Raw genomic sequence first — 21,246 nt, forward strand, 5'->3', positions numbered from 1 at the left:
TTGTTAAAGTAATAGTAGATTAAATGAATAAAAATTAAAACGGTTGTATTAATATATATATATAATTTGTAGGAGGAATAGATGATGAGTAATCCAAAAGTTGTTTTAGCATATTCCGGAGGTTTAGATACATCAGTTGCAATTAAATGGTTACAAGAAAAAGGGTACGATGTGGTAGCTTGCTGTTTAGACGTAGGCGAAGGAAAAGATTTGAAATTCGTTAAAGAAAAAGCCTTAACAGTTGGAGCGGTATCGTCATATGTGATTGATGCAAAAGAAGAATATGCTAATACATTTGCATTAGCAGCACTTCAAGCACACACGTTATATGAAGGAAAATATCCATTAGTATCTGCACTATCTAGACCGCTAATCGCTAAAAAGCTTGTAGAAGTAGCAGAACAAGAAAATGCAGTAGCTGTCGCACATGGATGTACGGGAAAAGGAAATGACCAAGTGCGTTTCGAAGTATCAATTAAAGCATTAAATCCACACTTAGAAGTTTTAGCTCCTGTTCGTGACTGGAAATGGTCTCGTGAAGAAGAAATTGAGTATGCAAAAGAAAAGAATATCCCAATTCCAATTAACTTAGACAGCCCATTTTCAATTGACCAAAACTTATGGGGAAGAAGTAACGAGTGCGGCGTTCTTGAAGATCCTTGGGCAGCTCCACCTGAAGAAGCATATGACCTAACGGCTTCTCTTGAAAATACTCCGGACACAGCCGATGTAGTAGAAATTGAATTCGTTGAAGGTGTTCCAGTAGCATTAAATGGTCAATCTTATACGCTAGCTCAGTTAATTCTAGAATTGAATGAAATTGCAGGTAAGCACGGAGTGGGACGTATTGATCATGTAGAAAACCGTCTTGTGGGAATCAAATCACGTGAAGTATATGAGTGTCCAGCTGCTATGACATTAATTAAAGCACACAAAGAGCTTGAAGATTTAACATTAGTGAAAGAAGTAGCGCACTTCAAACCAGTGATTGAGAAAAAATTAACAGAAGTTATCTATGAGGGTTTATGGTTCTCTCCATTAACAAATTCCCTGCTTGCATTCTTAAAAGACACGCAGCAATATGTGAACGGAACAGTGAGAGTAAAACTATTTAAAGGGCATGCTATCGTAGAGGGACGTAAATCTCCTAATTCTTTATACAATGAAAAACTTGCAACATATACAAAAGAAGATGAATTTGATCACAATGCAGCAGTTGGTTTTATCTCATTATGGGGTCTTCCAACACAAGTGAGCAGCATGGTAAATCAAAAGAAGGTGACAACGGTATGACCAAACTTTGGGGAGGGCGTTTTACGAAACGCCCTGAACAATGGATTGACGAGTTCGGTGCGTCCATTTCATTTGATCAGCATCTTGTAGAAGAAGATATTGAAGGCAGTTTAGCACATGTAACAATGCTTGAGAAATGCAGCATTCTTTCTGGAGATGAAGCGTCACAAATTAAAAAAGGCCTTCAAACACTGCTTGAAAAAGCTAAGAAGAAAGAATTAACATTTTCTGCTCAATATGAAGATATTCATTTGAATTTAGAAAAGCTATTAATTGATGAAATTGGTCCGGTTGGAGGTAAGCTTCATACGGGTCGAAGCCGTAATGATCAAGTTGCTACAGATATGCACTTATATTTAAAAAAGCATGTTCAGCAAATTGTAGGACTGATCGAAAATCTAGAAGATGTGCTGCTTACAAAAGCAGATCAGCATGTCGAAACTATTTTTCCAGGCTACACACATTTACAGCGCGCGCAGCCGGTTTCTTTTGCTCATCATCTAATGGCTTATGTTTCAATGTTTAAGCGTGATGCTGAGCGTTATGCGGAATCACTAAAGCGTATTGATTTATCTCCTTTAGGAGCAGGAGCTTTAGCTGGTACGACATTTCCAATTGATCGTCATTACAGCGCGGAGCTTCTAGGCTTTAATGGAATTTATCAAAACAGTATGGATGCTGTCAGCGACCGTGACTTTATTTTAGAGTTTTTAAGCAACAGTTCTATTTTAATGATGCATTTATCTCGTTTTTGTGAAGAGTTAATTTTATGGTCTAGTCAAGAGTTTCAATTTATTGAAATGGATGATACGTATGCAACTGGCAGCAGTATTATGCCTCAAAAGAAAAATCCTGATATGGCAGAGTTAATTCGTGGTAAAACAGGACGAGTATATGGTCATTTATTTAGCTTGTTGACTGTGTTAAAAGGCACGCCTTTAACATACAACAAAGACTTGCAAGAAGATAAAGAAGGCATGTTCGATACGGTTACAACGATTGAAGGCTGCTTAACAATCTTTGCTGGCATGATTGAAACAATGACAGTAAAAACAAATGTTATGGAAAAAGCTACGAAACAAGATTTTTCAAATGCAACGGAGTTAGCTGACTATCTTGCTGCAAAAGGTATGCCGTTTCGTGAAGCACATGAAGTGGTTGGGAAACTAGTTCTCGTTTGTATTCAGAAAAATATCTACCTAATGGATTTGCCGCTCGAGCAATATAAAGAAGCGTCAGATTTATTTGAGGAAGACATCTACCATGTATTAAGTCCAAAAACAGCTGTTAATCGCCGCAATAGCGCGGGGGGAACAGGGTTTGAACAAGTGAAAAAAGCAATTCAGCTAGCTAAAGATGAATTGCATGAAAAAGCTTCAATATAAAACAGTTTTCAAAACGTCCGCAGAAAATTCTGCGGGCGTTTTTTGATGTGAGATAAATGGTATAACTAGAGCAATTAAGAAGAAAATAGAAAAGATCATGTAAGGGATTATGAAATAAAGTTCACATTCGTAAAGAAAATAGAGTGAAAAAGGAGAAGTGACATATGAAAGACAAAAAACATCCGCAGCATGTATATGAATATGATTTTGAAGGAGAAAAAGAGACATCAAGACAGCTAATGGATTCTTATTCAAGCGGCGTTATTGGCGATGCTATGGCTTCTGTAGTTGAAAATCCAGAAGCAAAGAGCGATAACGAACTATATGAATAACTACATGCATATACTGTATATAAACTAAGAAAAGCAGGATTATGCTGAGCTCTATCGAAAGGTAACGTCATAGTAAATCCGGTTTTCTAAAGGATTTGGTGTGGCGTTCTTTTTTCAGTTAATCACTGATATAAGAAAAGAGGGATAAAGGTGAAAATTGGAGTGCCGAAAGAAGTAAAAAACAATGAAAATCGCGTGGCTATTACTCCAGCTGGTGTTACAGCTTTAGTTAACGGTGGGCATGATGTATATATTGAAACACAGGCAGGAGAAGGCTCTGGATTCCATGATGAAGATTACACAAATGCAGGAGCTTCTATTGTAAATACTGCAAAAGAAGCATGGGATGCTGAAATGGTTATGAAAGTAAAAGAACCGATTTCAGAAGAATACGGATATTTTCGCGAAGGACTTATTTTGTTTACGTATTTACATTTGGCAGCTGAAGAAGCGTTAACGAAAGCATTGATTGATAAAAAGGTGGTAGGCATCGCTTATGAAACTGTACAGCTTCCAAACAAAAGCTTACCTCTGTTAACTCCGATGAGCGAAGTTGCAGGAAGAATGTCTTCTCAGATTGGAGCTCAATTTTTGGAGAAAACCAAAGGTGGCAAAGGGATTTTATTAAGTGGAGTTCCAGGCGTGCAAAGAGGAAAAGTAACGATTATTGGAGGAGGAGTAGCAGGAACCAATGCTGCTAAAATCGCGGTCGGATTAGGGGCTGATGTTACAATAATTGATTTAAACGCTGATCGCCTTCGCCAGCTTGATGATTTATTTGGTAAAGAAGTGACGACATTAATGTCAAATCACTACAATATCGCACAATCTGTAAAAGAGTCAGATTTAGTGATAGGCGCGGTTCTCATACCCGGAGCTAAAGCGCCAAAGCTTGTCACCGAGGAAATGGTTCAAACAATGTCAAAAGGGTCCGTTGTAGTTGATATTGCTATTGATCAAGGGGGAATTTTTGAAACAACTGATCGCATTACCACTCACGATAACCCGACTTATTCGAAGCATGAAGTCTTGCATTATGCTGTTGCTAATATGCCAGGAGCTGTTCCCCGCACGTCGACCTTAGCGCTGACCAACGTAACGGTGCCTTATGCTTTGCAAATAGCAAATCAGGGGTATAAAAAAGCGTGCTTAAAAAACCCTTCTCTTCTTCAAGGCATCAACACCCTAAATGGGTTTGTCACTTACGCGGCTGTGGCAGATGCACACGGTCTAACTTACGCTGATGCAACAACTTTATTAGAGCAAGCATAATAAGGCATGTTTTTGCGCAGTTTGTGATATGATAGCCGCGTATTCACTTGTTTTGTAACCAAAACAGACGGGTAGAATATAGAAAAGGTTAGTGTAAAAGGAGAGAATATATGATGCACGTTTCTTATCATGGACATTCTGTTGTTAAAATTGAAACAAAAGGAAAAACAATTTTAATTGACCCGTTTATCACTGGAAATGAATTAACAGATTTAAATGCTGAAGATGTAAAAGCAGATGTGATTTTACTGACTCATGGCCATAATGATCATGTAGGCGACACGGTGGAAATTGCTAAGCGCAGCGGTGCACTTGTTGTGGCAGTAGCAGAATTAGCTACATATCTTAGCTGGCAAGGCTTAAACGTACATCCAATGAGCATAGGTGGAGCCTATACATTTGATTTTGGTACGGTGAAATTGACCCAAGCTTTCCACGGTTCAAGTTATACAGAAAATAATGAGAAAATTATTTATACAGGAATGCCAGCTGGCTTGCTTTTAACGATTGAAGGAAAGACAATTTATCATGCTGGAGATACGGCTTTATTTTCTGATTTAAAGTTAATTGGTCGCCATGAGCCTGACGTAGCATTTCTTCCAATTGGAGATAACTTTACAATGGGACCTGAAGATGCGGCTATCGCAGCGGAATGGGTGCAGGCAAAGCTTGTTGTGCCAATTCACTACAATACATTTCCTGTAATTAAGCAAGATCCTCATCAATTTGTTGAGTCTTTATCCGGTATTGAAGGAAAAGTATTAAAAGTCGGAGAAGGATTGGAACTTTAATCATAAATAGAGGATGGGACAAAACGATTTCAGTTAAAGTTAAAAAAGAACGAGTAATCGATAATATCGATCACTCGTTCTTTTTTTATTGTTAAGGTGAACGTAGGTTTCACATTTGTTCATCTTTAGATTGAATCGATGCAGTTATGTCTTAATCTCTTTTTATTTGCAAAGAAACGTTCTGCTTTTTTTACTTTCCCGCATACGATAGTAATAATAAGGAGGGAGAGTTATGGAAAAAAATCGAGTTATTTTATCGCTTTTACTATGCGGAGTGATGCTTTACTATGCAATGCCGCACTTAGTGTTAACAACTTCGAATTTGCAAGGGATTTTTAGTATAAGCTGGCTTACCTTTGCTCTTTTTGTAGCCGGAGGCAATTTGTCATCACTACTTTATGCACCGCGCCGTAAAAAGGCAGGTATTCAAAAAAATAGTGCGAGAAAGCCTTTGCGTCAAAGAGGTTAGATTGAATCCATTTCACTTCCCCCGTATAATAAAAGAAAAGACATATGAAACGTAAAAACGTTTTAGAAGGGTGAAGTACACGTGGCGACAAAACATGAGCAAATTTTACAGTATATCGATTCGCTTCCAATTGGTGAAAAAATTTCAGTGCGCCAAATTGCCAAAGAACTGACTGTCAGTGAAGGCACGGCGTACCGAGCAATAAAAGACGCGGAAAATAAAGGATATGTTTCAACGATTGAACGAGTAGGGACTATTCGAATTGAACGAAAGAAGAAAGAAAACATTGAAAAGCTCACGTTTGCCGAAGTAGTAAACATTGTAGATGGACAAGTGCTGGGCGGACGTGAAGGTTTGCATAAAACGTTAAATAAGTTTGTTATTGGAGCGATGAAGCTTGATGCTATGATGAGGTATACCGAGGCGGGAAACCTTCTTATCGTAGGGAATCGAGTAAACGCTCATGAATTAGCCCTTGAAGCAGGCGCAGCCGTTTTAATTACGGGCGGCTTTGATACGGAAGAATGGGTTAAGAAGCTTGCGGATGATCTTAAGCTTCCTATTATTTCAACGAGCTATGATACATTTACAGTTGCAACGATGATTAATCGGGCTATCTATGATCAGTTGATAAAAAAAGAAATTGTGCTTGTAGAGGATATTTTAACACCCGTCTCTGAAGCGGTTAGCTTGCAGTTAACCGATACGATTGAAAAATGGCACGAATGTAACGATCAAACGCACCACAGTCGTTTTCCTGTAGTAGATCAGCATATGAAAGTTCATGGTATGGTTACCTCAAAAGATGTTATTGGATATGATCTTTCCACTTCGATTGAAAAAGTGATGACGAAAAATCCGATGACCGTTCACGGGAAAACATCGGTCGCTTCTTCCGCTCATATGATGGTATGGGAAGGGATTGAAGTGCTGCCTGTAGTGGACGATTACCACCGACTAGAAGGCATTATCAGCCGTCAAGATGTCTTAAAAGCGCTGCAAATGATTCAGCGTCAACCACAGGTAGGAGAAACCATTGATGACATTGTAACGAATCAATTTATGGACGTACAAGAGACAAAGGAAGCACCTGTCTATCGCTGTGAAGTAACGCCACAAATGACAAATTATATGGGAACTATTTCATACGGAGTTTTTACTACTATTGTGACGGAAGCTGCCAATCGTGTTCTGCGCTTATATAAAAAAGGTGATTTGGTTATTGAAAACATTACCGTTTATTTTATTAAACCGGTTCAAATTGAAAGTGTAATTGAAATTCGCCCTAAGCTATTAGAACTTGGTCGGAAGTTTGCTAAATTAGATGTAGAAGTCTACAACGCCGGAGTTGTAGTAGGAAAAGCGATGATGATGGCTCAGTTATTGGACAGAGTATAAAAAAAGAAGCTGGGACAAAAGTATGTTAGACGAAGTGAAAAACGAACCATTTATCAACCATGTTGATGAGTGGTTCGTTTTTTTTTGTTAGGGTAAACGTAGGTTTCACCTGTTTAGATTCTTCTAGCCGTTGATTGGAGGGCAAGACGAAGACTCCAGCGGAAAGCGAAGTCTTGCACGGAAATCAACGGCGGTGTCTCAAGCGGTTCAGCTCATGTCTCCCATTTGTTCGTCTTTAGATTGGATTCCTCTCGTTATGCCTCAGCCTTTTTTACATTTGATCTGCTTCTTTTATTGCATAAGGCTGATAGTACTTATAAGCTTTGACACCTGCTATTATGCTACCTGAACCGAATAATACAAATAATATGCCGATGATAAGCGAAAGGTTTGTTTCGTAAATAAACCATTGATTAATCCCAAAAAATAATACAAAAGAGCCAAGACAAATACTCGACTTAGCGGAAATCCACTTTCGTTCCATTGGGCGTTTTGAACGTACGTATTTTACTTTTAAATACATGTAGAAAACAAAGGACACAACGATTAAAATCATAAAAAATGGCACAGACGCCCCTCCAGTCCGGTGTATTTCTATCCGTAATGTTTCTAGATGCTAGTAATGCGTAGTGTTGAAAGTGTTTACAGTAGTATCTATTATTTTACAGGTCAATAACAGAAAATTCTACTATTGATTGATTCTTCTTTTAAAAAGGAGAAGAGATATGATTTAATAAAGATTATGGATACAGCGCTGTGGAAATATAAGTGCATGTGGTACGTACATAAAACAAGAACAGTATTGACAGGAGAGAGAAAATGAAAGCACAAATATTAGAAGCTATTAAGCAGTTTGACACCATCATTATTCACAGGCACATTCGTCCAGATCCAGATGCATACGGATCTCAGTGCGGATTAGCGGAATTGTTAAAAACATCTTTTCCGGAGAAGAAGGTATACGTAACGGGAGAAGAAGCGGAGTCGTTAAAATTTTTATACCGTATGGATGATATCGCCGATGACACCTATGAAGATGCGCTTGTCATCGTTTGTGATACGGCGAATGAAGCGCGTGTATCAGATCAGCGCTACGCAAGTGGAAAAATGATCATTAAAATCGATCACCATCCGAATCAAACTCCTTACGGTGATTTACTTTGGGTTGAGACGTCTGCTTCTTCAACAAGTGAAATGATTTATGAATTTTACTTGGAAGGAAAAGAAAAGGGGTTAGCTCTTAATGATGAAGGAGCAAAGTTAATTTTCACTGGTATTGTCGGTGATACGGGCCGATTTTTATTTCCAAATACAAAGCCGAAAACGTTTTGCTATGCAAGTGAATTGATTCAATATGGCTTCAATTTTAAGGATGTATATGATCAGCTATACAAAACAAAAGAAAACGTCGCTCACTTACATGGATATGTGCTGCAAAACTTCACGATGTCTCCAGCGGGAGTTGCTCACATGAAAATTCCGAATGAAATTCTTCGCAAATATGATGTGACACCTGCTGATGCCTCTCAGCTAGTCGGCTCGTTAGGACACATTGATGGAGTGAAAACGTGGGTATTTTTTGTAGAAGAAGAAAATCAGATTCGGGTCCGCCTGCGTTCAAAAGAGCTTGTGATTAATACAATTGCTAGAAAATACAACGGAGGAGGCCATCCTCTTGCGTCCGGCGCTTCCATTGACTCATGGGAAGAAGTAGAGCCTTTACTACTTGATTTAGAAGAGCTCTGCAGTCAGAAGTAATCTGTAAAATAAGCCGTTGATTTTAAATCAGCGGCTTTTTATAGTACTTTTTCCATCTTTTTAATTCGAACTTCAATCGAAAGCGTTGTATAAAAATAAATTTGATGAACTTCAACTTCATAAATCGTTTTATCGAATTCGTATTTTTTGTTTTCAATTGCTTTTTTTAAGATATCCCTGCTTCGATACGCACTTTCAATATCTTGGGCAATTAAGTGCTGCGCTTCTTCGTCGACGCTTTTTTGAATATTGTATTCCACCACAGAGTTTACTTTATAACGATGGCCGTTCACTAATTTTACTTTCACATTTTGAATAATCAAATGCTGCTTCATTTCCTTGTTTAATGCTTTTACATCTTCTTGCCATGCGCTAATTTGCAAATTTGCTTTTTTTAGCTTATCATTAGCAATTCGAATCTCCTCTAGCTCTCTATCTCTTGAAACGCCGTAAATTGTTAAAAACACTCCCCAGCTGACAATTGCTCCAATGACAATACCGGCAAAAAAACGCTGCCAGTCGGAGCGCTTGAACATTCGCTCGCTGGGTACTCTCATACAAAGTGCTCCTGCGTTAACCACTTGATGATCAGAGCTCCGGTCTGAGCTCCTCCCATAGCGGATAGAATTAAAAGAATTTGTTTGAATACATCTTTTGTCGCTCCTTCAAAGAGTCCTCGCTCAAAGCTGTAAAACGTATCAAATGTTCCTCCGATGGCTCCGACAATTGCCCAGATTTTTAAGCTATTGCTGAGGGTATGCATAACGTACAGGGGAGATTTTCCAATTAAAAACCCCGCAAATGCTCCGATTAATGAACCGCCTAAAATAATACCTAATGAAGTAAAGTAACTCCAAATGAAAAGAGACATAAAAGGCTCTTTTGTCATGACGCGTCCTCCTTTACTATTTTATTGATAACTCATGCTTCCTACATATATATGGACAAACGTTCAGAGTTATGTAATTTGTCTACGCCCGCAACAAAATTTATAATGAGAATAAAGAATTAAAGAAAGGTGGGAAGTCCTGTGCCTTTTGTTCACTTACAGCTTCAAAGTTCTTATAGCTTACTAAGCAGTTCCGTTCGTATTCATGAACTTGTAGAAACAGCTAAAAAAATGAACTATGAAGCGATTGCTTTGACCGATGAAAATGTAATGTACGGAGTCATTCCTTTTTATAAAGCCTGCGTGAAAGCGGGGATTAAGCCGATTATTGGGCTTACACTATCAATTTTGGAACATGAAGAAAGCGAGCAAGCGTATCCTTTAGTTTTGCTAGCAGAAAATGATAAAGGCTATGAAAATCTATTAAAACTAAGCAGTTTAGTTCAAACAAAGGAAAAACACGGTGTAAAGAAAAAATGGCTCCAGCATTATAGCAGCGGGCTGATTGCTATTACACCTGGCGTAAGGGGAGAAGTAGAAACTCTGCTAGCAGAAAACAAGCTTCAAGATGCAAAGCGAGTGCTTCAATTCTTTAAAAAAGTATATTCTCAGTCTTTGTATATATCTATACAGCGCCACGGACAGGATGAAGCTTTGATAAATCAGCAGTTAACGGAGCTTGCTGCTGAAGAAAATGTCCCGCTCGTAGCAACGAATCAAGTGAAATATTTAAAAAAAGAAGATCGGGACGCATATGATTGCTTAGCGGCTATTCGAGACGGAGAGAAATTACATAGCGGTGAACAGGTGCAAGAGGAAAGCAGCGAGTACTATTTCAAATCACCTCATGAAATGGAAGTTCTCTTTCATGATCAGCATTTTTTAATAGAAGAAAGTATAAAAATCGCAAGACGATGCGAGCTTAAAATTTCTCTAGGCGTCATGTCTATTCCAAAATACCCTGTTCCTCCGTCCGTTACATCATCAACCTACTTACGCACTCTTTGCGAGAAAGGACTGCAAGAAAGAGTTCAAGTGATCACGGAACAATACCAGAAACGCTTAGATTATGAGCTGAACATTATTGAAAGTATGCGCTTTAGCGATTACTTCCTTATCGTGTGGGATTTTATGAATTATGCTCATGAACATGGTATTTTAACAGGTCCAGGTCGTGGCTCAGCGGCGGGCTCACTAGTTTCATACGCCTTACGAATTACAAATGTTGATCCAATTCAGCATCAGCTTCTCTTTGAGCGCTTTTTAAATCCTGAACGTATTTCGATGCCTGATATTGATATCGATTTTCCTGATAATAAACGGGATCAAGTCATTCAGTATGTGGCTCAAAAATATGGAGCGCTGCATGTAGCTCAAATTATTACATTTGGAACATTAGCGGCTAAAGCAGCCGTACGTGATGTAGGAAGAGTGATGGGATTTGATCAAGAGGCGTTAAATAAAATGTCTAAAGCGATTCCAACTAAACCAGGTACAACGTTAAAAAGCGCTCTTCGTGATTCAAGAGTTCTTCAAACTTATTTAGCAGAAAATGAAGCCAGAAAGCAATGGTATAACATTGCCATGAAGATAGAAGGACTGCCAAGGCATACTTCCACACACGCAGCAGGCGTTGTGATCAGTGAGAAGCCGCTGACGCAATCTATAGCTGTACAAGAAGGACATGATGATGTATATCTGACTCAATATCCAATGGAAGCTCTGCAAGACGTTGGGCTTTTGAAAATGGACTTTTTAGGTTTGCGTAACTTAACCATTTTAGATCACATTTTAAAGAAAATTGAGCGGGACATGAACCAAAAGCTGTCACTGTCTCGTATTCCATTTAACGATCAGAAAACTTTTGAACTGCTGAGCAAAGGAGATACGACAGGGATTTTTCAGCTAGAGTCAGATGGAATGAGAAGGGTTCTTCAGCAATTAAAACCTACAGAGCTAGAAGATATTGTAGCAGTTAACGCGCTGTATAGACCCGGTCCGATGGAAAATATTCCAACTTATATTAAGCGCAAGCACGGAGTGGAGAGCGTCATATATGACCATCCCACGCTTCAAGGCATTTTACAATCCACCCATGGCGTTATCGTGTATCAGGAGCAAATTATGCAGATTGCTTCAAAGATGGCCGGTTTTTCTCTTGGAGAAGCAGATTTATTGAGAAGAGCAGTTAGTAAAAAAGAACGATCCGTGCTTGATCGTGAACGAGCACATTTTGTTCAAGGAAGCGAGAAGAAAGGATATGACCTATCCGTTGCTAATCGGGTCTATGACCTTATTGTGCGCTTTGCTGATTATGGCTTCAACCGGAGCCATGCCGTTGCTTACAGTATGGTGGCCTATCAGTTAGCTTATTTAAAAACACATTATCCGCTACAGTTCTTTTCAGCGTTGTTAACGAGCGTTATTGGAAACGAAGGGAAAATTGCTCAATATATTAATGAACTCAAAAGAAAAAAAATACAAGTTCTCCCACCTTCTATTAACAAGAGCATGTATTCGTTTAATGTAGAAGGTGAAAGAATAAGATATAGCCTTGCAGCGATTAAACATATTGGTGCGGCAGCTATGCAGGAAATAACAGAAGAGAGAAAGAAAAAAAGATTTGAAGACTTATTTGATTTTTGTGCACGTGTTTCACCAAAAGCCGTGAATAAAAAAGCGCTTGAAGCTTTGATTTTGTCCGGAGGCTTTGATGAATTTGGAGAAAATCGAGCAACTTTATTAGCAACCATTGATGTAGCATTTGAACATGCAAGCTTGGTGCTCCCTGATGATGACTTTGGATTTGGAGCTGAATTTTCGTTAAAGCCTAAATATATGGAAAAAGAGGAACTGAAAATAGAAGATCGGCTTCAGTATGAAAAAGATATGCTAGGTTTTTATTTATCAAGCCACCCTGCTTCTCAGTATGAAGCACTGAATTCCTTTTATTCTGTTGTTTCTCTTCACGATATGAAAGAACACGCTTCAGGAAAAGCGGTCTCTCTTTTAGTATTTGTGTTGGAAATTCGCGTCATTCGCACGAAAAAAGGAGAGCAAATGGCCTTTTTGCGCATTACGGATGAAAGTGGAGAAGGAGAAGTTGTTGCGTTTCCCCGCGTATTTGAGCAGAATCGTCTGCTGTTTGAACAAGGTAAGGTTTTACTGATACATGGAAAGATAGATGAAAGAAATGGGCAGCAGCAAATTGTTTGTCAACGTGCTGAAGCTGCTAGCGAAGCGGTTCAAAAATTACCGTCAGAAGAATTGTACTTACGTATAGAAACAAAGCAAGGTACGGAAAAGCTGCTTCATACTATTTATCAGCATTTTCAGTCTCATAGAGGGAAAATCCCCGTGAAAATTTATTATGAGGCAGAACGTCAATTGGTCAAGCTTCCTGTTCACTATTCTGTTGAACGAAGCGATGAGTTGATCAAAACGTTAAAAGCAATGCTTGGAGAGAAGCACGTTGTGTTCAAGAAGATATAGTCTTTACAGATTTCATGTGATGTTATATGGTAAAATAGTTAAAAAAGTGGTCTGACCACCGTTTTTTTATAAAATATACGAATTAGATGCGTTTTTCTTGAAATGAAATGCAATTGGATTTATAACATCATATGAGTGTGGGAAAGAACATGGTTCAGGCGCAGTATTTGTTATCATTTTGTTTATTGGGAGTGAAATTCATTGTCTTTACGTGAAGAAGCATTGCATATGCACCGCATTAACAAAGGTAAACTAGAATCAAAGTCCAAAATTCCTGTTCGAAACGCAGAGGATTTAAGCCTTGCTTATTCCCCTGGTGTAGCAGAACCTTGCAAAGAAATATATGATGATGTAAACAATGTATATGAATATACGATGAAAGGAAATATGGTAGCTGTTGTATCTGATGGCACTGCCGTATTGGGCTTGGGCAATATAGGCCCTGAAGCTGCTCTGCCAGTAATGGAAGGGAAAGCTGTCCTTTTTAAAAGTTTTGCCGGCGTAGATGCATTCCCAATTTGTTTAAACACGACAGATGTGGACAAAATTATAGAAACTGTTAAATTGCTAGAACCAACTTTTGGAGGCGTTAATTTAGAAGATATTGCGGCTCCTAACTGTTTTGAAATTGAAGAGCGGTTGAAAAAGGAAACAAATATCCCGGTTTTTCATGATGATCAGCATGGGACGGCTATTGTTACGGTAGCGGGTCTTCTTAATGCCCTGAAGCTGACAGGAAGAAAAATGTCACAAATCAAAGTAGTAGCGAATGGAGCAGGAGCTGCTGGCATTGCTATTATTAAATTATTATACAGCTATGGAGTGCGCGATATTATTATGTGTGATTCCAAAGGAACGATTTATGACAAGCGTCCTCACGGCATGAACCGTATAAAAGATGAAGTTGCAGCCTATACAAATCGAAGCAAAGTAGAAGGTACGTTAGCCGATGCGTTAGAAGAAGCTGATGTATTTATTGGAGTTTCGGTTGAAGGAGCACTCACATCGGAAATGATTGGAAAGATGAATCCAGACCCAATCATTTTTGCAATGGCAAATCCAGTGCCTGAAATTATGCCAGAAGAAGCTAAAAAAGCTGGCGCGAAAGTAATCGGCACCGGACGTTCAGATTTTCCTAATCAAGTGAACAATGTCTTAGCGTTTCCGGGGATATTCCGAGGTGCACTTGATGTGCGTGCTACTCATATTAATGAAAAAATGAAAATGGCTGCAGTTGAGGCCATTGCTAATTTAATTACGGAAGAGGACTTGAATACAGACTATGTGATTCCAGGGCCATTTGATGCACGAGTGGCTCCGGCAGTAGCCGCAGCTGTTGCAAAAGCAGCTATGGAAACAGGCGTTGCCCGAATAAAAGTAAAGCCAGAAGCCGTAGCTGAAAATACACGCCGTTTAGCGATTATTGAATAAGGTTACATCAACTGTTCTTTGACAGGCATGATGCTTCAAGCATGCCTGTTAAAGTAATGTAAAGTGAGTGGTAATAAACTTGAAGAATGAACGTTCAAAAGTATATGTAGAAATTCTAAAACAAATTCGCCAGCTAATGGAAGATGATCGTTTAACTACGGGTGATAAAATCCCGTCAGAACGAGAGCTTTCTGAACGGTTAGGCGCAGGACGTTCTTCCGTTCGAGAAGCGCTCAGAGCGTTAGAGCTAATTGGATTGATTGAAACTAGAAGAGGTGAAGGTACGTTTATTAAAGAAGTGGGAGATCATCAATTTATTGATTTATTAGCTACTTTTTTAATACAAGACGGCAAAACAAAGTCAGACTTAATTCAGACGAGATATATTCTGGAAAAAAGCTGTTTGTTTTCTGTTTTAGCGGAACAGAACAAAATCAATGTTTCAAAAGTAATTCAAAAGCAGAATGACGATCGCTTAAAGAACTTGTTTGACTATTTGTTTTCTTTGCAGCCTAATCGGCTATTGCACCGAATTTGGCTGATTATTTGCCGTTTTTCTCAAACCTTTCAACAAAACTCAGCGCCAAGCGACACTCTTATAAATGAATTAGTAGAGGCGCTAGTTAAAAAAGATGAAGCAGCTGTATTAAATCTTCACCATCAGTGCTACAAACAAGTGTGAAAGAAGGAATTTGTCGAAAGAGACATGCCATCTTTCTACACAAAATCAAACCGTCATCTAGTAAAGTAAATAGCAACTAATAAAGTGAAGCGAATAATTCATCCAATTTTTTCTTATATGTCGCTTGTTTTTGCGTTTGAGACGGGCTTTCATAACGTGTAAAGTAGAAGAAGAGGAAGAAGAAAGGTTCTTATGTTAAAGAAAAGAACCAAAAGGAGGTTACACCTTGTTACGAGATTTATTTACAAAAAACACAAAAACTCCAAAAAAACGAAAATATGCTACGATTCCTTCTGAGCATATGAGACAAGATGTACCTGAAGGGATTATGACCAAGTGTAAAAAGTGTAAGAAAATCATGTATACAAAAGAGTTAAATAAAAACTTAAAAGTATGCTTAAACTGTGGATACCATCATCAAATGACAGCACCAGAGCGTATTGAAAGCTTGATTGACAGCGGTACGTTTGTTGAATACGACAAAGATATGACGTCAGAAAATCCTCTTGGATTCCCGGATTATCTTGAAAAGCTCGAAAAAGATCGTGAGAAAACTAATTTAAGTGAAGCGATTGTTACGGGTGAAGGAGATATTGAAGGAATTAAAGTAGTGGTTGCTGTTATGGATTCACATTTCCGTATGGGAAGCATGGGTTCTGTAGTAGGTGAGAAAATTACTCGCGCCATTGAAAAAGCAAAGGAAATGCATGTCCCATTCCTTATTTTTACAGCTTCAGGCGGTGCACGTATGCAAGAAGGTGTTCTGAGCTTGATGCAAATGGCTAAAACTAGCGCAGCCCTTAAAATGTTCAGTGACGAAGGCGGCTTAATCATTTCGATCATGACACATCCTACTACGGGAGGAGTGTCAGCAAGCTTTGCTTCGCTAGGCGATTATAATTTAGCCGAGCCGGGCGCGTTAATTGGCTTTGCTGGAAGACGTATTATTGAACAAACAATTAGAGAAGAGCTTCCAGAAGATTTTCAGACGTCTGAATTTCTGTTGAAGCATGGTCAATTAGATGGAGTTATTGACCGTCACGATTTAAAAGACACGTTAACAACTATTTTAGATATACACGTAGCAGGAGGTGACATCGAGTGGTAAGTGAATTAGAGTTTGAACGTCCAATTGTTGAGTTGCGAAACAAGATTGCAGAGCTTAAAGAGTTTGCTAAAAATACAGAAGTGGATTTATCTAGCGAAATTGATAAGTTGGAAAATCGCTTAGAAAAAGTAGAAAACGATATTTACAACCATCTAAGCCCGTGGAACCGTGTTCAAATTGCGCGTCATCCTGAGCGTCCTACAACACTCGATTATATTTCTCGCTTGTTTACAAACTTTTTAGAGTGTCATGGAGATCGCTTTTATGGAGACGATGAAGCAATCGTAGGAGGAATTGCCAAGTTTAATGGCGTGCCTGTTACCGTGATTGGACATCAAAGAGGTAAAGATACGAAAGAAAATATTCGTCGTAATTTTGGTATGCCTCATCCAGAAGGCTACCGTAAAGCGCTGCGTTTAATGAAGCAAGCGGAGAAATTTAACCGCCCAATTATTTGCTTTATTGATACAAAAGGAGCTTATCCAGGGAAAGCGGCAGAAGAACGTGGACAAAGTGAAGCTATTGCGAAAAACCTTTTCGAAATGGCTGGCTTAACTGTACCTGTTATTTGTATTGTCATTGGAGAAGGAGGAAGCGGAGGAGCCTTGGCATTAGGTTTAGGAAATCACCTTCATATGCTTGAGAACTCGACGTATTCAGTTATTTCTCCAGAAGGAGCGGCTGCCATTCTTTGGAAAGATTCTTCTCTTGCGAAAAAAGCTGCTGAAACGATGAAGATTACAGCACCAGATTTGAAAGAACTGGGTATTGTAGATGAAATGGTTTCAGAGGTAAAAGGCGGAGCTCATCGAGATATCGATGCACAAGCTGGATACATGGAAAGCATTATTAAGAAGTCATTAAAAGAACTGATGAATTTATCAAAAGAAGAGCTAGTGGAAGAGCGTTATTTAAAATACAAAAAAATCGGACAATTTGCAGCTGAAAACGATGCCATTACTATAAAATAAAGAAACGTGCACTCTTGAAAAATAAGGGTGCGCGTTTTTGTGCGGTTTGTATAGCCCTTCTCTATTGTGTTTACAAGTTCTTCGTGGTATTTTATAGACAGCAAAAACCTTTAAGTAAAAGTAGAAAAAGAGTGTTTTCAAAAAAATTCCTATGGTTATTAGCAGCTGTGCGAGCGTTTGTCTTTTCTCTAAAACGTGAGATATATAAGACAAATCAGGCAGCAAGTATTGCTGTATGAATTGCAGGGAATAGTAAAACAAGAAGCAAACGATGAAGAAATTCATCGTTAAAGTGCTGTGTATTTGTTTGCTATTTGATTCAGCGCTATGTAGGTATTTCATAAGTTACACGTAAAGCAAGGTGAACAGGTTAAGGCAACAAAATATTTGTTCACAGCCTGCTTGTAAAAGGTTAGTAAAGGAAATAGCTGTTTGCTCTACCTAAAGAGTAAATAGTAAATATATAGGAGGAAATTTGAATGCGTAAAACTAAAATTGTATGTACTATTGGACCAGCGAGTGAAAGTGTAGAAAAATTAGTTGAACTAATTAACTCAGGCTTAAACGTTTGTCGCCTAAACTTCTCTCACGGTGACTTTGAAGAGCATGGTGCACGTATCGTTAACATTCGTGAAGCTGCGAAACAAACAGGTAAAACAGTAGGTATCTTACTTGATACAAAAGGACCTGAAATTCGTACAAACACAATGGAAAATGGTGCAATTGAGTTAGAAGAAGGCGCTGAAATCATTGTTTCTATGACAGAAGTAGTGGGAACAACTGAAAAATTCTCAATTACATATCCAGGTCTAATTGATGACGTACACGTAGGATCAAAAATCCTTTTAGATGACGGTTTAATCGGTCTTGAAGTACTAGACATCAATAAAACTGATGGTGAAATCAAAACGAAAGTACTTAACCCTGGTACATTAAAAAATAAAAAAGGTGTAAACGTGCCAAACGTAAGTGTAAACCTTCCTGGTATCACTGAAAAAGATGCAAACGATATTGTATTTGGTATCGAACAAGGCATTGATTTTATCGCTGCTTCTTTTGTGCGTCGTGCATCTGATGTATTAGAAATTCGTGAACTACTAGAAAAACACAATGCAGCTCACATTCAAATCATCTCAAAAATCGAAAACCAAGAAGGCGTAGATAACATCAAAGAAATCCTTGAAGTTTCAGACGGCTTAATGGTTGCTCGTGGTGACTTAGGAGTAGAAATTCCTGCTGAAGAAGTACCATTAGTACAAAAAGATCTAATCAAACAATGTAATGCACTTGGCAAACCAGTTATTACAGCTACACAAATGCTTGATTCAATGCAACGCAACCCGCGCCCGACTCGTGCGGAAGCAAGTGACGTTGCCAATGCTATTTTTGATGGTACAGATGCAATTATGTTATCTGGTGAAACAGCTGCGGGTTCTTACCCAGTTGAAGCTGTACAAACAATGCATTCAATCGCTTCTCGTGCTGAGCAAGCTCTAAACTACTCTGAGATTTTACAACAGCGCAGCAAGCAAGTTGGCCCATCTATTACAGATGCAATCGGACAATCTGTTGTACACACAGCGCTTAACTTAAACGCTAGTGCAATCGTAGCGCCAACAGAAAGTGGTTATACAGCGAAAATCGTTTCTAAATATCGTCCGCAATCTCCAATCGTAGCTGTTGCAGCAAACGATTCTGTTGCACGTCGTCTTTCTCTAGTATGGGGTGTTACACCAGTTGTTGGTGAGCGCGTAAGTACAATTGACGATATGTTAGATCACGCTGTAAATGACGCAGTAAAAACAGGCGTTGTAGCACACGGCGACTTAGTGGTTATTACAGCTGGTGTTCCAGTTGGAGAATCAGGTGCAACGAACTTAATGAAAGTTCAAGTTGTAGGTGACGTTCTGGCTAAAGGACAAGGAATTGGTCGTAAAGCAGCAGTTGGTAAAGTAGTTATTGCTAAAACTGCTGAAGAAGCAAATGCAAAAATGACTGAAGGTGCTATCCTTGTTACAAACAGCACAGATCGCGATATGATCAGTGCAATCGAAAAAGCAGGGGCTCTTATTACGGAAGAAGGCGGTCTAACAAGCCATGCAGCTGTAGTAGGATTAAACTTAAGCATTCCTGTCATTGTAGGTGTAGAAAACGCAACAAGCGTATTCTCAGAAGATCAAGATATTACAGTTGATGCTTCACGTGGTGTTGTATACAACGGACACGCAAGCGTACTGTAAGAAACACGTAGATGATTGAAAAAAAGAGAAGGGGAAATCCTTCTCTTTTTGTTTAGGCAATTCAATAAGCGAAGAGGTGATGATGGTGAGGAAGCTTCTTCCGCTCCTTCTTATTGTACCTGCTGTTGAGGTAATGATTTTGATTTATTCAAGTCATCTCATTGGTGTAATGTCAACATTTTTACTGATTATTGCTACCAGTTTTATTGGTGCGTTTCTAGCGAAAAAACAAGGAACATCTCTTTTTCAAAAAGCACAGCGTCAGATGAGCCAAGGACATGTTCCAAGCGGTGAAATCCTTGATGGTATGTGTGTACTATTTGGCGGTTTGTTTCTACTGTTTCCAGGCTTCTTGACAGATGTTGTAGGCTTTATCTTTTTGCTGCCGTTTACACGCAAAATCGTCAAGCCTTTTCTTTTAACGTGGTTAAGAAGATTTTTTCAAGGGCATAATCGAATGACGATTATACGTTAACTAGAAAGAGGCTGGAACAAAAGTACTTTAGTGCAAGGAAAATCCGAACGATAAACCGTTCGGATTTTTTTATTGTGTCTGACTCTCTTTCTTCATTTTCCTATAATAAACTGCCACGTTTCTTTAAAAACTCCCGTTGTATGAAGTGTTTTTAGAATAACAAGAATAACAGGGGCAACTATTAATCCAAAAAATCCAATCAATTGATATCCTACAAATAAAGCAATTAATGTAGCAAGAGGGTCAAGACCAATGCTCGATGACAGAATCTTGGGCTCCATAATTTGTCGCTGCACAAGTACTACAGCATATAGTACCGAAAGTCCTACAGCAAATGACACATTATCTGTTGCAAACGCATAAATCATCCAAGGAACAAAAACCAGTCCTGTTCCGAGGTAAGGAAGAATATCTACTAAGCCGATTAATAAAGCGACTGTAATAGCATAATCAACCTTAAGAACAAGTAAACCAAAAAGAACGATGATTGTGGTAATCGAAATAAGCGTAAGCTGAGCTTTAATAAAACCAAACAGTGCATTTTTAAGCTCCACAACAACTGTCTGTCCATTTTCCCTTACTTTTTTAGGAATAAACACGCTGCTTTTAGTCATCAGCTTGTACCAATCTTTACTAATAAAAAAAGTAGCCAGTAATGAAAAAATAATCACAGTAGCTGCATTAGGCAATACGGATAAAAGTACTGGGATGCTTTGCAATACATTTTGCAAAAAATCACCCACCGTTTGAGCGATATGGTTGCCTACGCCTTTAATGTTCGATAAAATAGTTGCTTGCTGACCGGTATTTAAGTTATTAAACATAGAAGTAATGCGTTCATAAAACGGAAGTATTTGTTCTGTAGCAATATTTTCAATAAATATGACCACTTCTTTGAAATTTGTGGGAACAACTTTCGCTAAATACGTACTTCCTGCAATGATTTCTGTGATAAGTAACGTAATAAGTCCGGCCAAAAGAGAGAAGATAAGAACCATTGATAGTAAAACAGCTAAGTAGCGTGGTAAACGCAGCTTCAATTCAAATAGATTAACCATAGGATTTATGAAAAAAGCGATGCAGCAGGCGATAATAAATGGATATATGAGAGAAGAGACATAATAACTAAGAAATATAGATGCTGCAATAATTACCAACACACAAGCTAAGCGAAATAGTCGATGTAAATGAAGCTTGTACACAATAAATAGAGGCCTCCTTGTAAACGATAGTCAACAAAAGAAAAAGCTACTCATAAAA

The 21,246-nt window shown here is 38.6% G+C and carries 19 protein-coding genes; 15 read left to right on the top strand and 4 right to left on the bottom strand.

The window, feature by feature from the left end; all coding sequences use genetic code 11:
* Positions 1-84: 84 nt before the first annotated feature.
* From ACXAE4_RS03970 to ACXAE4_RS04000, 7 genes are all read left to right on the top strand, one after another.
* Positions 85-1,293: an argininosuccinate synthase gene (locus ACXAE4_RS03970; RefSeq protein ID WP_033579611.1), complete on the top strand. Its 1,209-nt coding sequence runs from the start codon at positions 85-87 to the stop codon at positions 1,291-1,293.
* Complete coding sequence (gene argH / locus ACXAE4_RS03975; RefSeq protein WP_014458026.1) at positions 1,290-2,678, top strand: argininosuccinate lyase; 1,389 nt, start codon at positions 1,290-1,292, stop codon at positions 2,676-2,678. The genes ACXAE4_RS03970 and argH overlap by 4 nt, the downstream gene beginning before the upstream one ends.
* Positions 2,679-2,842: 164 nt before the next feature.
* A complete protein-coding gene (locus tag ACXAE4_RS03980) occupies positions 2,843-3,010 on the top strand; it encodes a hypothetical protein (protein ID WP_165573745.1) in 168 nt (55 codons plus the stop codon).
* Between the two features lie 150 nt (positions 3,011-3,160).
* Positions 3,161-4,282, top strand: coding sequence for an alanine dehydrogenase (ald, locus tag ACXAE4_RS03985; protein ID WP_014458028.1), 1,122 nt, complete (start codon positions 3,161-3,163; stop codon positions 4,280-4,282).
* A gap of 113 nt (positions 4,283-4,395) precedes the next feature.
* Positions 4,396-5,073, top strand: a complete 678-nt coding sequence (locus tag ACXAE4_RS03990) for a metal-dependent hydrolase (RefSeq protein WP_028411792.1) — start codon at positions 4,396-4,398, stop codon at positions 5,071-5,073.
* A gap of 232 nt (positions 5,074-5,305) precedes the next feature.
* A complete protein-coding gene (locus ACXAE4_RS03995) occupies positions 5,306-5,542 on the top strand; it encodes a hypothetical protein (RefSeq protein WP_028411791.1) in 237 nt (78 codons plus the stop codon).
* A gap of 81 nt (positions 5,543-5,623) precedes the next feature.
* Positions 5,624-6,940 carry a CBS domain-containing protein gene (locus ACXAE4_RS04000; RefSeq protein ID WP_028411790.1) on the top strand — a complete coding sequence of 439 codons (1,317 nt, stop codon included), beginning with the start codon at positions 5,624-5,626 and terminating at the stop codon, positions 6,938-6,940.
* Between the two features lie 271 nt (positions 6,941-7,211).
* Here ACXAE4_RS04000 and ACXAE4_RS04005 read toward each other — a convergent pair whose 3' ends face one another.
* Positions 7,212-7,508 (bottom strand): YtpI family protein, encoded by a 297-nt coding sequence (locus ACXAE4_RS04005; RefSeq protein ID WP_028411789.1) that lies wholly within the window; start codon positions 7,506-7,508, stop codon positions 7,212-7,214.
* A 251-nt stretch (positions 7,509-7,759) separates the two neighbouring features.
* Between ACXAE4_RS04005 and ACXAE4_RS04010 the strand changes: the two genes are divergently transcribed.
* Positions 7,760-8,698, top strand: coding sequence for a DHH family phosphoesterase (locus ACXAE4_RS04010; RefSeq protein WP_028411788.1), 939 nt, complete (start codon positions 7,760-7,762; stop codon positions 8,696-8,698).
* Positions 8,699-8,736: 38 nt separating this feature from the next.
* Here ACXAE4_RS04010 and ytrI read toward each other — a convergent pair whose 3' ends face one another.
* Both ytrI and ytrH read right to left on the bottom strand, forming a co-directional pair.
* The gene (ytrI, locus tag ACXAE4_RS04015; protein WP_014458035.1) at positions 8,737-9,255 is read right to left on the bottom strand and encodes a sporulation membrane protein YtrI; all 519 of its coding nucleotides are present in this window, start codon (positions 9,253-9,255) and stop codon (positions 8,737-8,739) included.
* Positions 9,252-9,587: a sporulation membrane protein YtrH gene (ytrH, locus tag ACXAE4_RS04020; RefSeq protein WP_013059455.1), complete on the bottom strand. Its 336-nt coding sequence runs from the start codon at positions 9,585-9,587 to the stop codon at positions 9,252-9,254. Before ytrH ends, ytrI begins: the two co-directional genes overlap by 4 nt.
* Positions 9,588-9,728: 141 nt before the next feature.
* Here ytrH and dnaE point away from each other — a divergent pair, with 141 nt between their 5' ends.
* The 7 genes from dnaE (at position 9,729) to ACXAE4_RS04055 (ending at position 19,986) form a co-directional block, all read left to right on the top strand.
* A complete protein-coding gene (dnaE, locus tag ACXAE4_RS04025) occupies positions 9,729-13,079 on the top strand; it encodes a DNA polymerase III subunit alpha (RefSeq protein WP_033579615.1) in 3,351 nt (1,116 codons plus the stop codon).
* 201 nt (positions 13,080-13,280) lie between these two features.
* Positions 13,281-14,510: an NADP-dependent malic enzyme gene (gene ystJ / locus ACXAE4_RS04030; RefSeq protein ID WP_028411786.1), complete on the top strand. Its 1,230-nt coding sequence runs from the start codon at positions 13,281-13,283 to the stop codon at positions 14,508-14,510.
* A 79-nt stretch (positions 14,511-14,589) separates the two neighbouring features.
* Positions 14,590-15,192, top strand: coding sequence for a FadR/GntR family transcriptional regulator (locus ACXAE4_RS04035; protein ID WP_028411785.1), 603 nt, complete (start codon positions 14,590-14,592; stop codon positions 15,190-15,192).
* A 226-nt stretch (positions 15,193-15,418) separates the two neighbouring features.
* Positions 15,419-16,300, top strand: coding sequence for an acetyl-CoA carboxylase, carboxyltransferase subunit beta (gene accD / locus ACXAE4_RS04040; protein WP_028411784.1), 882 nt, complete (start codon positions 15,419-15,421; stop codon positions 16,298-16,300).
* Positions 16,294-17,271, top strand: a complete 978-nt coding sequence (accA, locus tag ACXAE4_RS04045) for an acetyl-CoA carboxylase carboxyl transferase subunit alpha (protein WP_028411783.1) — start codon at positions 16,294-16,296, stop codon at positions 17,269-17,271. Before accD ends, accA begins: the two co-directional genes overlap by 7 nt.
* A gap of 479 nt (positions 17,272-17,750) precedes the next feature.
* Complete coding sequence (gene pyk / locus ACXAE4_RS04050) at positions 17,751-19,511, top strand: pyruvate kinase (protein ID WP_033579617.1); 1,761 nt, start codon at positions 17,751-17,753, stop codon at positions 19,509-19,511.
* A gap of 82 nt (positions 19,512-19,593) precedes the next feature.
* On the top strand, positions 19,594-19,986 hold the full coding sequence (locus ACXAE4_RS04055) for an FxsA family protein (RefSeq protein ID WP_028411781.1): 393 nt from the start codon (positions 19,594-19,596) through the stop codon (positions 19,984-19,986).
* Positions 19,987-20,078: 92 nt separating this feature from the next.
* Here the strand turns inward: ACXAE4_RS04055 and ytvI are convergent, their stop codons facing one another.
* Entirely contained in the window at positions 20,079-21,188 is a 1,110-nt protein-coding gene (gene ytvI / locus ACXAE4_RS04060) for a sporulation integral membrane protein YtvI (RefSeq protein WP_028411780.1), read from the bottom strand.
* Positions 21,189-21,246 lie beyond the last annotated feature (58 nt).

This window comes from Priestia sp. ABM2_011, assembly GCF_056158845.1.

What these genes read in the sequence shown, in the direction of transcription:
- ytrI (WP_014458035.1), bottom strand. Translation starts at nt 9,255, where the DNA reads ATGAGAGTACCCAGCGAGCGAATGTTCAAGCGCTCCGACTGGCAGCGT.
- ACXAE4_RS03990 (WP_028411792.1), top strand. Translation starts at nt 4,396, where the DNA reads ATGCACGTTTCTTATCATGGACATTCTGTTGTTAAAATTGAAACAAAA.
- argH (WP_014458026.1), top strand. Translation starts at nt 1,290, where the DNA reads ATGACCAAACTTTGGGGAGGGCGTTTTACGAAACGCCCTGAACAATGG.
- ytrH (WP_013059455.1), bottom strand. Translation starts at nt 9,587, where the DNA reads ATGACAAAAGAGCCTTTTATGTCTCTTTTCATTTGGAGTTACTTTACT.
- ACXAE4_RS03980 (WP_165573745.1), top strand. Translation starts at nt 2,843, where the DNA reads ATGAAAGACAAAAAACATCCGCAGCATGTATATGAATATGATTTTGAA.
- ACXAE4_RS03995 (WP_028411791.1), top strand. Translation starts at nt 5,306, where the DNA reads ATGGAAAAAAATCGAGTTATTTTATCGCTTTTACTATGCGGAGTGATG.
- ACXAE4_RS03970 (WP_033579611.1), top strand. Translation starts at nt 85, where the DNA reads ATGAGTAATCCAAAAGTTGTTTTAGCATATTCCGGAGGTTTAGATACA.
- ACXAE4_RS04010 (WP_028411788.1), top strand. Translation starts at nt 7,760, where the DNA reads ATGAAAGCACAAATATTAGAAGCTATTAAGCAGTTTGACACCATCATT.
- ACXAE4_RS04055 (WP_028411781.1), top strand. Translation starts at nt 19,594, where the DNA reads ATGGTGAGGAAGCTTCTTCCGCTCCTTCTTATTGTACCTGCTGTTGAG.
- pyk (WP_033579617.1), top strand. Translation starts at nt 17,751, where the DNA reads ATGCGTAAAACTAAAATTGTATGTACTATTGGACCAGCGAGTGAAAGT.